Below are 12054 nucleotides of genomic sequence, written 5' to 3'. Positions count from 1 at the left end.
GGCAAAACATGCATGACGTGACCGTCTATGGCACACTAGCCGCCAGATATCGCCGCCCTCACAGCCAGGTTTATTGACGTTCATGAGCGTAACCGCCCCAAACATAAAATCGTTGCCCTACAGCCGCAGTGCCCTGATGACGCTTTTCGCCCCGCTTTCAGCACAGCCCTGGGCGATGCTGCTGCATTCTGGCTTCGCCGACCATTCGCATAACCGCTTCGATATCCTGGTCGCACAGCCGCGCGTTACGCTCACCACCCAGGGCGCCGGCACGACAATCGAAAGTGACGGCGTCACCATTGAGTCTCAGGAGGATCCGTTCTCCCTGCTGCAGCAGCAGCTGGCGGCGCAAGGCTGGCAGCCGGTGTTTAACCCGGATCTGCCGTTTCAGGGCGGCGCCCTGGGGCTGTTCGGCTACGATCTCGGGCGCCGGGTGGAAACCTTGCCGCAGTTGGCTGAAGCCGACCTCGCTCTGCCGGACATGGCGGTGGGCATTTATGACTGGGCATTGATCGCCGACCACCAATTGCAAACCCTGACGCTGCTCAGCTATGGCGATGTGGAGCAGCGCTGGCGCTGGCTCACTAGCCAAACCGCGCCGACGGAGCGCCCCTTCACGTTGCTGAGCGGCTGGCGTGCCAATATGAGCCGCCGGCAATACGGCGAGAAGTTCCAACGTATTCAACACTACCTGCGCAGCGGCGACTGTTACCAGATTAATCTGGCGCAGCGGTTCTCCGCCGACTATCAGGGGGATGAATGGCAGGCGTTTTGCCGACTGAGCGCCTGCAACCGCGCGCCGTTCTCCGCTTTCCTGCGGCTGCCGCACAACAGCGTGCTGAGCGTCTCTCCCGAGCGCTTCCTGTGGCTGGCGCAGCAGCGCATCCAAACCCGCCCGATCAAGGGTACGCTGCCGCGGCTGGCGGACGCGGAACAGGACGCCGCACAGGCGCGCCGCTTGGCCGATTCGCCCAAGGATCGCGCTGAAAATCTGATGATCGTCGATCTGCTGCGCAACGATATCGGCCGCGTCGCCCAGCCCGGCAGCGTACGGGTGCCGGAACTGTTCGTCGTGGAGCCGTTCCCCGCCGTGCACCACCTGGTGAGCACCATTACCGCCACCCTGCCGGAGCAGGCCTCAGCCACCGAGCTGCTGCGCGCCTGCTTCCCCGGCGGTTCGATCACCGGCGCGCCCAAGGTGCGCGCGATGGAAATCATCGAAGAGCTGGAGCCGCAGCGGCGCAACGCCTATTGCGGCAGCATCGGTTACCTGAGCGCCTGCGGCACCATGGACACCAACATCACCATCCGCACGCTCGTCACCGAAAACGGCCGCATCCACTGCTCCGCCGGCGGCGGCATCGTGGCGGACAGCCAGGAGCAGGCGGAATACCAGGAGACCTTCGACAAGGTTGGCCGTATTCTGCCGCAGCTTGGGGAGTATGCCCCGTCGTGATCCCATCGAACTCACCGGCCTCGCTGCACGCCTTTATCAGCCGTTTTCAACTGCAGCTGCCGCAGGCGGCGCAGATCTCGCACAATGTGCGCCCGGCGGCGGTGCTTATCCCGATCGTCTGCCGCGCCGAGCCGACGCTGCTGTTGACCCGCCGCGCCGACTCGCTGCGCAAACATGCCGGCCAGGTGGCCTTCCCCGGCGGCAAGACCGACGCCGAAGACGGATCGGCGATCGTCACGGCGCTGCGGGAAGCGCAGGAAGAAGTGGCGATACCGCCGCACGCGGTGACCGTCCTCGGCCAAATGGCGCCGCTCGACAGCAGCACCGGATTTCAGGTCACGCCTATCGTCGGCCTGATCCCGCCGGACGTGCAGTTCCGCGCCAACGAGGGCGAAGTGGCGGACGTGTTCGAGATGCCCCTGCGGGAAGCATTGACCCTGTCGCGTTACTACCCGCTGGATATCCATCGCGCCGGCCGCACGCACCGCATTTACCTCTCCTGGTATCACAGCCAGTTTATCTGGGGGCTGACCGCCGCCATCATTCGCCGCCTGGCGCAACAGGTCAGTATTTAGCCCGCATTGCGTGATCTGACTCGCAATCTGACATGGCCGTCGGCGTCAGCTGCAGGTAAAGCGATCGAAATCACTTCATTTGATCGCTTTTTCAACTACCGTTCCGGTTGAATGGTTTTAAAAAAACTGTAAACCCTCTCTTAAACCTTACGAAATACCTGTAAAATACCACCGTCCGAGATAAACCACTGTAGAAACAGGGATTAAGCCGGCGGCGTTCAGCACGGAAGGCTGGCGCGATTACCGCTAATGGAGCTTGGGCGAAAGCGGATACCCCGCTTAAGGGTTCGCCCCGGGTAATCAGGAAAAAAAGCGACACCACGGATTATTTAATTTCATGCGAAAAAGGCAGCCGAACCCGCACGGCCCTTTTACAATATCGCTGTTCCCTGCGCGGTTTTTAACCGCCGCAGCCATAACAATACGTCTCTTTAAGGAGTTTTAGCGTGATTAGCGTTTTCGACATGTTTAAGATCGGCATCGGCCCGTCCAGCTCTCATACGGTTGGACCGATGAAAGCCGGCAAACAGTTTGTCGACGATCTGGTAAATAAAGGCCTGATGCCTTCTATCACGCGTGTTGCCGTAGACGTTTACGGCTCACTCTCATTGACCGGCAAAGGTCACCATACCGATATCGCCATCATTCTCGGCCTGGCCGGCAACATGCCGGACACCGTCGATATCGATAGCATTCCGGGTTTTATTCGCGATGTAGAACAACGTCAACGCCTGATGCTGGCCAACGGCCTGCATGAAGTCGATTTCCCGCGCGACGGCGGCATGGTCTTCCGCAGCGACAACCTGCCGCTGCATGAAAACGGCATGCAGATCCACGCCTTCGCCGGCGATAAAGAAGTGTACAGCAAGACCTATTACTCTATCGGCGGCGGTTTCATCGTCGACGAGGAGAACTTCGGTAAGGACGCCGAGCAAGAGCTGCAAATGCCCTATCCGTTCAACTCCGCGCGCGAAATGCTCGATCACTGCCGCGAGACCGGGCTGTCGCTGTCCGGCATGGTGATGCAGAACGAACTGGCGCTGCACAGCAAGCAAGAGATCGAGACCTACTTCGGCAACGTCTGGCAAACCATGCGCGCCTGTATCGATCGCGGTCTGAACACCGAAGGCGTGCTGCCGGGGCCGCTGCGCGTGCCGCGCCGTGCCTCCGCGCTGCGCCGCATGCTGGTGGCGTCGGACAAACTGTCCAGCGATCCGATGAACGTGATCGACTGGGTCAACATGTTCGCGCTGGCGGTTAACGAAGAAAACGCCGCCGGCGGCCGCGTGGTCACCGCGCCGACCAACGGCGCCTGCGGCATCGTGCCTGCGGTACTGGCTTACTACGATCACTTCATCGAGTCCGTCAGCCCGGATATCTACATCCGCTACTTTATGGCGGCGGGCGCCATCGGCGCGTTGTACAAGATGAACGCCTCCATTTCCGGCGCCGAAGTCGGCTGCCAGGGTGAAGTCGGCGTAGCCTGCTCCATGGCGGCGGCCGGCCTGGCCGAACTGCTGGGCGGCAGCCCTGAACAGGTGTGCGTGGCGGCGGAGATCGGCATGGAACACAACCTGGGGTTGACCTGTGACCCGGTCGCCGGCCAGGTGCAAGTGCCGTGCATCGAGCGCAACGCCATCGCCTCGGTCAAGGCGATCAACGCCGCCCGCATGGCCCTGCGCCGCACCAGCGAGCCGCGCGTTTCGCTGGATAAGGTGATCGAGACCATGTACGAAACCGGCAAAGACATGAACGCCAAGTACCGCGAAACGTCACGCGGCGGCCTGGCAATCAAGGTGCAATGCGACTGACAGATAACCCCGCCGCCCGGCGGGGTTTTTTATGGGTAATCAATTCATTGAACGTTTTAGTGACAATGTCACAAAAAAAATATCCTGCATTTTTCTCATCGATCCGGCGGTTAGCCTGCAAATTGGCCTTCTGTTTTACCAAACTGAAATAATTTACTGAGTTACCATCAATCTTGTATAACCTCAGGCTAGAATTAGCCGAGCGCAACTTAAGGATCAATGGCCTGACTGTGACTCGGAGCTGGATTACCGAACAAGGATTTACCGGATGTTGATGACCCACCTCGCCGCGTCCCGATATCGTTACTACCGTTGGCTGCTGGCCGGAGCGGTGGGCGCGGCTATTCTGTTGGTATCGCTGTATACCCGTTACTATCAAGAGGTCAAAAGCATCGAGTTGAGCCAACACACGTTGGCCACCCGCACCGTCGGCAAGCTCAACCAGTTGCTGACGCCGGCGCAGCTGCAGGCGGAACGCAGCATGGACATGCTGAACCAGCCCTGCGAGAACGTGTCATCTACCCTGCGCTTTCGCGCCGCGCAAAATCAGGCGCTGCGCGCCATGTTGCTGGTGAAGAACGGCATTATTTATTGCTCCAGCCTATTTGGCGCCCGTCATTATCAGCTGGCCGCGGTGATGCCTACTTTCGTCAACAGCGACGCCAGGCTGGCGCTGCGCCCCTCGCTGGCGGTGAGCAAAGGTCTGCCCACGCTGGTGCTGTGGACGCCATCGCCCCGCGATAAAACCAGCGGCGTGCTGCACGTATTCAATATCGAGCTGCTGTCCAACTTTTTACTCGAGCCGCAGGAGCCTTACGTTCAGCGCGTGGTGCTGAACGTGGCCGACAGCAGCCTGGAATACGGCCGCCGCGAAATCCTGAGCCGCGATACCCTGACCAACGATCTGCGCTACACCGCTGGCTCCGCGCTGTATCCGTTCTCGATTTCGCTGTTCGGCCCGCAGATCGGCATGCTGGCGCTTTCCGCCCTGCCGCGCCATATTCCGCTGGCGCTGCTGATCAGCCTGTTGGCCGCCTATGTGGTCTATCTGCTCACCGCCAACCGCATGAGCCTGTCTTATCACATCGGCCATGCCATCACCCATCGCGAGTTCCGCGTCTACTGCCAGCCGATCATCCACAGCGATACCGGGCGCTGCGCCGGCGTCGAGATGCTGCTGCGTTGGAAAAAGAAACGGCAAGGGTGGATCTCGCCCGACGTGTTTATTCCGCTGGCCGAGCAGCATGAGCTGATCATTCCGCTCACCCGCTACCTGATGAGCACCGTGACGGAAAATCTGCAGCTGTTCCCGCCCCGGCCGTCGTTCTACATCAGCATCAACGTCGCCGCCGAGCATTTTAAAACGCTCAATATCATCGACGATATTCGCCAGATTTGGCTGCCGGCGCACCCGATGCCCTCATTGATGCTGGAGCTGACCGAACGCACCGCGCTGTCGGCAATTCAGTATGACCAGATCCGCACGCTGAAAGACATGGGGATCATGCTGGCCATCGACGATTTCGGCACCGGCCACAGCTCGCTGAGCTACCTGAAGAACCTCAGCCCGGACGTCTTGAAGATCGATCGCGGGTTTACCGCCGCCATCGGCACCGACGCGGTCAACGCCACGGTGACCGACACCATCATTACGCTGGCGCAGCGCCTGAAGCTGAAACTGGTGGCAGAGGGGGTGGAAACGGAGGAACAGGCCGACTATCTGCGCTCACGAGAGGTCAATGCCCTGCAGGGATATTATTTCGCCAAGCCGATGCCGATCCACGTTTTCCCACTGTGGTTGCAACAGTACGAATCGCGCGTCAGGAAAGCGGAAGAGGATCCGCCGGAGGCCTGAGCCCCCGGCGGGAGGGTTACGCGTGCGCCGTCTCGTCCAGGACGACGCGGGTAACGCGCACCAGTTCGATACGGTATTCGGACACCTCAACGATATCGAACCGCAGGTGGTTGAGCTCAATGCTATCTCCCGCCACCGGCATCTGCCCGTAGTGAGCCAACAGCAGCCCCGCCAAGGTGGCGTAGTCGGCGGTGGGGCTGACCAGGTCATCGCAGGCCAGCGCCTGTTCCAGCGAGTGCAGATCGGTTCCGCCCTTCACCAGCCAGCCGTCGCCTTCCGCCACGATGTCCGGCGTTTCGTCCTCGTCCGGGAATTCACCGGCAATCGCTTCCAGCACGTCCAGCGGCGTCACCAGCCCCTGCACCACGCCGAACTCATTGGTGACCACCACCAGACGCCCTTTGGCGCGGCGCAGCACCGCCAGCAGCTTGATGACGTCCATGGTTTCCGGCACCACGATCGGCGGCGTGCGGGCGGCGAACTCGGCGATATCTTCCCCTTGCTCCAGCGCCACCAGCAGATCCTTGGCGCGTACCACGCCGACGATCTCATCCACCGAATCGCGGCACACCGGGAACAGGCTGTGTGGCGTATCCAGCAGCTGTGCGCGCACCTCCTCGCGGGAGCGCTCGCAGTCGACCCAGGAAATGTCAGTGCGCGGCGTCATCACGCTGCGCAATGAACGCGAGGCCAGCGTCAACACGCCGCTGATCATATAGCGCTCTTCCGCCGCAAAGGTTTCATCCCTCGGCAAGGTGACCGCATCGTCCGTCTGCTGCGCACGCTGCTGCCCCATCAGGCGCATGATCGCTTCCGCGGTGCGCTCGCGCATCGGGCGACGCGCTTGATGCTTGATAAAGTTGCGGCGCGCGATCTGGTTGAACAATTCAATCAGGATCGAGAAGCCAATAGCGGCATACAGGTAGCCTTTAGGAATATGCAAGCCGAAGCCTTCGGCGATCAGGCTCAGGCCGATCATCAACAGGAAGCTCAGGCACAGCACCACGATGGTCGGGTGCGCGTTGACGAAGTTGGTCAACGGCTTCGACGCCAACAGCATCACCGCCATCGCGATCACCACCGCCGCCATCATCACCGGCAGATCGTTCACCATGCCCACGGCGGTAATCACCGCATCAAGCGAAAATACCGCGTCGAGGATCACGATTTGCACCACCACCGCCCAGAACTTGGCGTAACCGCGGTTAGCGCCGTCTTGATGCGTCTGCCCTTCCAGCCGTTCATGCAGCTCCATGGTGGCCTTGAACAGCAGGAATACCCCGCCGAACAGCAGGATCAAATCGCGGCCGGAGAAGCTGAAATCGCCGACGCTGAACAGCGGCGTGGTCAGGGTTACCATCCAGGAGATCACCGACAGCAGGCCCAAACGCATCAGCAATGCCAGCGACAGGCCGATAATGCGCGCCTTATCGCGCTGCTTCGGCGGCAGCTTGTCGGCCAAAATGGCGATGAACACCAGGTTGTCGATGCCCAGCACGATTTCCAGCACCACCAGCGTCAGCAACCCCGCCCAAATAGAGGGGTCCATTAAAAATTCCATATCAGACTCCAGAGAAAAGTGGGAATGAGCGCACGCCGCTCAGACGTGACGATGCCGCCGCTGCATGGGTGCAGTCGACAATAGCAAGGTGACGGGATGGGATTGCCGGGAGATGGCCGAAGGGCCGAACAGCATATGCAACGCCAGCGGGTGGCGGGTGAAACCTGGAAAAACAGTAACTTCGGTGACAGTCCATAGGGAGGGCTGAGGCCCTTCACTCCTTAGTAATGAAAGAAGGAATTACTGTATCAGGATTTTTCTGGGGGACAAAGCGGCTTTTTCAACGGCGGTTTAGGGTGACGTCCCCGCCATGTCATCTGCGACAGCTAAGATTTCTCCGAGCATTCAATAGCGGAGCAGCGTCACAAAAAATATTTTTTCACTCACTAAAATAAATGTCGCGTTCGTGAAGTATTGCGCACAGGCATTTGAAACTGCGTGAGAAATGTTAGGCGTGCGTTTCTTTTTTTCTACCATAATGTATCTGAACCGCGGAAGTGACTGCCAAGACGGCGCGGAGAAACGACACAAACCGCGCCTGGAGTTCAACGAGGAGGTAGCGAGTGGCAATAGCTATTATCATCGGCACACACGGGGCTGCAGCGGAACAACTGCTGAAAACGGCGGAGATGCTATTGGGCGAGCAGGACAACGTCGCCTTTATAGACTTCGTTCCCGGTGAGAATGCCGAGACGTTAATCGTCAAGTACAACGAGAAAATCAGTGGGTTGGATACCAGCGGCGGCGTGCTGTTCCTGGTGGATACCTGGGGCGGCAGCCCGTTCAACGCCGCCAGCCGCATTGCGGTCGACAAGGAAAACTATGAGGTCGTCACCGGGGTCAACATTCCGATGCTGGTGGAAACCTTCATGGCGCGGGACGACAACCCCGCCTTCGATGAACTGGTGGCGCTGGCGTTGGAAACCGGCCGTGAAGGCGTGAAAGCGCTGAAAAAACCGCAGGAAGAACCCGCAAAACCCGCAGCACCCGTCGCCAAAGCCGCTGCCCCTCAGGCGCCGCTGGGGCCGAATGACCACATGAAAATCGGCCTGGCGCGCATCGATGACCGCTTGATTCACGGCCAGGTCGCTACCCGCTGGACCAAAGAGACCAACGTCAGCCGCATTATCGTCGTCAGCGATGAAGTCGCCGCCGACCATGTGCGCAAAACCCTGCTGACCCAGGTCGCCCCGCCGGGCGTCACCGCCCACGTGGTGGACGTGGCGAAGGCCATCCGCGTCTGGAACAACCCGAAATACGCCAACGACCGCGTGATGCTGTTGTTTACCAACCCGACCGACGTCTTGCGTCTGGTGGAGGGCGGCGTGGATATTCAATCCGTCAATATCGGCGGCATGGCGTTCCGTCAGGGGAAAACCCAGGTGAACAACGCCGTTTCCGTCGATGAAAAAGATATCGAAGCGTTTAAGAAACTGAACGATCGCGGTATCGAGCTGGAGGTGCGCAAGGTCTCGTCCGACAGCCGGCTAAAAATGATGGACCTGATTAACAAACTCAATTAGTGGCGCCAGCCGCTGATTATTTTACTCAGAGCTTTTTTGGTCATAGGAGAAGTGCAATGGAGATCACCACTCTTCAGATTGTGCTGATATTTATCGTTGCCTGTATCGCCGGGATGGGTTCCGTCCTCGACGAGTTTCAGTTCCACCGTCCGCTGGTCGCCTGTACCCTGATCGGCTTCATTCTCGGCGATATGAAAACCGGCATCATTATCGGCGGTACGCTGGAAATGATCGCCCTGGGCTGGATGAACATCGGCGCGGCGGTCGCGCCGGATGCCGCCCTGGCGTCCATCATCTCGACCATTCTGGTCATCGCCGGCGGGCAAAGCGTCGGCGCCGGTATCGCCCTGGCCATTCCGCTGGCGGCGGCCGGCCAGGTGTTGACCATCATCGTGCGCACCCTCACCGTGGCCTTCCAGCACGCGGCGGACAGCGCGGCGGAGCGCGGCAGCCTGCGGGCCATCACCTGGATCCACATCGGCGCCCTGCTGCTGCAGGCGATGCGTATCGCCATCCCGGCGGTCATCGTCGCCATCTCGGTCGGCACCGCCGGGGTACACGCCCTGCTCAACTCGATCCCGGAAGTGGTCACCAGCGGCCTGAACATCGCCGGCGGCATGATCGTGGTGGTCGGTTACGCGATGGTGATTAACATGATGCGCGCCGGCTACCTGATGCCGTTCTTCTACCTGGGTTTCGTGACCGCCGCCTTCACCAACTTCAACCTGGTGGCGCTCGGCGTCATCGGCGTGGTGATGGCCGTGCTGTATATCCAGCTCAGCCCGAAATACAACAAGTCTCAGGTTGTCCAGGCCGGCCCGGCTAACGCGAACGATCTCGATAACGAACTCGACTAGGAATAGGTGAGAGAAATGGTTGATACAACTGCTCAAAAGAAACTCACGCCGGCCGATATTCGCGGCGTATTCCTGCGCTCGAACCTGTTCCAGGGTTCGTGGAACTTCGAACGCATGCAGGCGCTGGGTTTTTGCTTCTCGATGGTGCCGGTGATCCGTCGCCTGTATCCGGAAAACAATGACGATCGCAAACAGGCGATCAAGCGCCACCTCGAGTTCTTCAACACCCACCCTTACGTGGCGGCGCCGGTGCTCGGCGTAACCATGGCGATGGAAGAGCAACGCGCGAACGGCGCGCCGATCGACGACGGCGCGATCAACGGCATCAAGGTCGGTCTGATGGGGCCGTTGGCGGGCGTCGGTGACCCGATTTTCTGGGGCACCGTGCGGCCGGTGTTCGCCGCGCTCGGCGCCGGCATCGCCATGAGCGGCAGCCTGCTCGGGCCAATCCTGTTCTTCGTGCTGTTCAACCTGGTGCGCCTGTTGACCCGCTACTACGGCGTGGCCTACGGTTACCGTAAAGGGGTGGATATCGTCAACGACATGGGCGGCGGCTTCCTGCAGAAACTGACGGAAGGGGCGTCCATTCTCGGCCTGTTTGTCATGGGGGCGCTGGTCAACAAGTGGACGCACGTGAATATCCCGCTGGTGGTGTCCAAGATCACCGACCAGACCGGGCATACCAACGTGACCACGGTGCAGACCATCCTCGACCAATTGATGCCGGGCCTGGTGCCGTTGCTGCTGACCTTCGCCTGTATGTGGCTGCTGCGCAAGAAAGTCAACGCGCTGTGGATCATCATCGGCTTCTTCGTCATCGGTATCTTTGGCTATTGGATTGGCCTGCTGGGCCTGTAATCGTTCGAAACGGCCGGGGGGCAACCCCCGGCTTTTTTATGTGTGGAGCAAGAGATGTCACTGACCGACGCCGTACTGATGCTGTTTATCACCCTGCTGTTGCTGTACTCGCTGTATGACGAATTCGGCATGGATCTGCTGAAAGGCAAAACGCGCCTCAAGGTGCTGCTCAAACGCCGCCACCGCCTCGACAGCCTGATTTTCGTCGGCCTGATCGCCATTCTGATTTACCGCAATGTCACCGACAATGGTGCGGTATTAACCACCTACCTGCTTATTTCCTTGGCGCTGCTCGCTATCTATGTTTCTTATATTCGCGCTCCAAAGATGGTGTTTAAAGCGCAGGGTTTTTTCTTCGCCAATGTGTTTGTTGAATATAACCGCATTAAAGCCATGAATTTATCGGAGGACGGTATTCTGGCCATCGACCTGGAACAGCGCCGGCTGTTGGTTCAGGTGACACACCTGGACGACCTGGAGAAAATTTATCAATTTTTCGTTGATAATCAATAGATAAATAAATAACCGCTTTGTTACCGCTCAAACCTTGCGCGGCCTGTGGGTAATTAATGGGCTGCGTCACTTTCACTCTGACTATTATTTCCGCAACATTGTTACCCACGTCTACATTATATTCCCACATGAAATTAGATTAATGAAAACGAGTCTCAATTAAGCGCGAACATCACGCCAGAATAAAGTTGTCGGTGGCGGAAATAATATGGTATGGTTGCGCCGTCATTGGGGAGTAGCCGGTTTCTGGAGAATAAAACGCCAGAAACGCCCGTATCAACATACTCGTTTCGCCGTATGAAACGTGGTGCGGGCAGCCAGGTAAGGTTGGCGAGACCATAGACACGTAACTCCGTCGTTTGGTTGGGGGTGGGTTACGTGTATATGGAGCCACCCGGCCGAGGCTATTTCACATGAACCTTTCAGCAACACTCATTCTCGCTTTCGGCATGTCCATGGATGCTTTCGCCGCTTCGATCGGCAAAGGCGCCAGCCTGCATCAACCCCGTTTCCGCGAAGCGATCCGCACCGGCCTGATCTTCGGCGTGGTCGAAGCGATCACCCCGCTCATCGGTTGGGCCATCGGCCTGTTCGCCAGCCAATACATCATGGAATGGGATCACTGGGTCGCCTTCTCGCTGCTGTTCATTCTCGGCATGCGCATGATTGTCGAAGGGGTGCGCAACAAGCCCGATGAAGAAGAGAAGGTCAAACGCCACGGTTTCTGGATCTTGGTGGCTACCGCTATCGCCACCAGCCTCGACGCCATGGCTATCGGCGTCGGCCTGGCCTTCCTGCAGGTCAATATCGTGCACACCGCCATGGCCATCGGTTGCGCCACCATGATCATGGCGACGCTGGGCATGATGATCGGCCGCTTTATCGGCCCGCTGCTGGGCAAACGCGCCGAGATCCTCGGCGGCGTGGTGCTGATCGGTATCGGCGTCAACATTCTGCTGGAGCATCTTGGCTACCTGGCCTGAGGCGCTCGCGCTACAAAAAAACCTGCCGCGGCAGGTTTTTTTGTTTCTGGGCTCACTGCGCC

10 protein-coding genes and 1 riboswitch are annotated in these 12054 nt (G+C 59.2%); of the genes, 9 read left to right on the top strand and 1 reads right to left on the bottom strand.

Going from position 1 to position 12054, the window contains the following annotated elements; all coding sequences use genetic code 11:
* Positions 1–82 precede the first annotated feature (82 nt).
* The 4 genes from pabB to ABTW55_RS19895 all read left to right on the top strand — a co-directional run bounded on the left by pabB (position 83) and on the right by ABTW55_RS19895 (position 5697).
* Positions 83–1456, top strand: coding sequence for an aminodeoxychorismate synthase component 1 (pabB, locus tag ABTW55_RS19910; protein WP_060422323.1), 1374 nt, complete (start codon positions 83–85; stop codon positions 1454–1456).
* The gene (locus ABTW55_RS19905) at positions 1453–2031 is read left to right on the top strand and encodes a CoA pyrophosphatase (RefSeq protein ID WP_033654422.1); all 579 of its coding nucleotides are present in this window, start codon (positions 1453–1455) and stop codon (positions 2029–2031) included. The genes pabB and ABTW55_RS19905 overlap by 4 nt, the downstream gene beginning before the upstream one ends.
* Before the next feature lie 446 nt (positions 2032–2477).
* Positions 2478–3842, top strand: a complete 1365-nt coding sequence (gene sdaA, locus ABTW55_RS19900; RefSeq protein WP_033634884.1) for an L-serine ammonia-lyase — start codon at positions 2478–2480, stop codon at positions 3840–3842.
* Positions 3843–4110: 268 nt separating this feature from the next.
* Positions 4111–5697: an EAL domain-containing protein gene (locus tag ABTW55_RS19895; protein WP_033634885.1), complete on the top strand. Its 1587-nt coding sequence runs from the start codon at positions 4111–4113 to the stop codon at positions 5695–5697.
* Positions 5698–5713: 16 nt separating this feature from the next.
* Here the strand turns inward: ABTW55_RS19895 and ABTW55_RS19890 are convergent, their stop codons facing one another.
* The gene (locus ABTW55_RS19890; RefSeq protein ID WP_033654423.1) at positions 5714–7258 is read right to left on the bottom strand and encodes a TerC family protein; all 1545 of its coding nucleotides are present in this window, start codon (positions 7256–7258) and stop codon (positions 5714–5716) included.
* A gap of 563 nt (positions 7259–7821) precedes the next feature.
* Between ABTW55_RS19890 and manX the strand changes: the two genes are divergently transcribed.
* The 5 genes from manX to mntP all read left to right on the top strand — a co-directional run bounded on the left by manX (position 7822) and on the right by mntP (position 11992).
* Positions 7822–8781 (top strand): PTS mannose transporter subunit IIAB, encoded by a 960-nt coding sequence (gene manX, locus ABTW55_RS19885; RefSeq protein ID WP_033654424.1) that lies wholly within the window; start codon positions 7822–7824, stop codon positions 8779–8781.
* A 56-nt stretch (positions 8782–8837) separates the two neighbouring features.
* Entirely contained in the window at positions 8838–9638 is an 801-nt protein-coding gene (locus tag ABTW55_RS19880) for a PTS mannose/fructose/sorbose transporter subunit IIC (RefSeq protein ID WP_033634888.1), read from the top strand.
* Between the two features lie 15 nt (positions 9639–9653).
* Entirely contained in the window at positions 9654–10496 is an 843-nt protein-coding gene (locus tag ABTW55_RS19875) for a PTS mannose transporter subunit IID (RefSeq protein ID WP_033634889.1), read from the top strand.
* Between the two features lie 54 nt (positions 10497–10550).
* Positions 10551–11009, top strand: a complete 459-nt coding sequence (locus ABTW55_RS19870; RefSeq protein ID WP_033647681.1) for a DUF986 family protein — start codon at positions 10551–10553, stop codon at positions 11007–11009.
* Between the two features lie 218 nt (positions 11010–11227).
* Positions 11228–11415: riboswitch (yybP-ykoY riboswitch) on the top strand.
* A gap of 7 nt (positions 11416–11422) precedes the next feature.
* The gene (gene mntP / locus ABTW55_RS19865; RefSeq protein ID WP_033647683.1) at positions 11423–11992 is read left to right on the top strand and encodes a manganese efflux pump MntP; all 570 of its coding nucleotides are present in this window, start codon (positions 11423–11425) and stop codon (positions 11990–11992) included.
* Positions 11993–12054: the final 62 nt, after the last annotated feature.

It is taken from the genome of Serratia sp. SM04 (assembly GCF_040280225.1).
Classification (GTDB): Bacteria; Pseudomonadota; Gammaproteobacteria; order Enterobacterales; family Enterobacteriaceae; genus Serratia; species Serratia sarumanii.
Note: the sequence above shows the minus strand (reverse complement) of the source record. Positions and strands in the feature narration are given on the sequence as shown.

Coding starts and splice junctions, on each gene's coding strand:
- pabB (WP_060422323.1), top strand. CDS start 83: ATGAGCGTAACCGCCCCAAACATAAAATCGTTGCCCTACAGCCGCAGT.
- mntP (WP_033647683.1), top strand. CDS start 11,423: ATGAACCTTTCAGCAACACTCATTCTCGCTTTCGGCATGTCCATGGAT.
- ABTW55_RS19870 (WP_033647681.1), top strand. CDS start 10,551: ATGTCACTGACCGACGCCGTACTGATGCTGTTTATCACCCTGCTGTTG.
- ABTW55_RS19875 (WP_033634889.1), top strand. CDS start 9,654: ATGGTTGATACAACTGCTCAAAAGAAACTCACGCCGGCCGATATTCGC.
- ABTW55_RS19895 (WP_033634885.1), top strand. CDS start 4,111: ATGTTGATGACCCACCTCGCCGCGTCCCGATATCGTTACTACCGTTGG.
- ABTW55_RS19880 (WP_033634888.1), top strand. CDS start 8,838: ATGGAGATCACCACTCTTCAGATTGTGCTGATATTTATCGTTGCCTGT.
- ABTW55_RS19890 (WP_033654423.1), bottom strand. CDS start 7,258: ATGGAATTTTTAATGGACCCCTCTATTTGGGCGGGGTTGCTGACGCTG.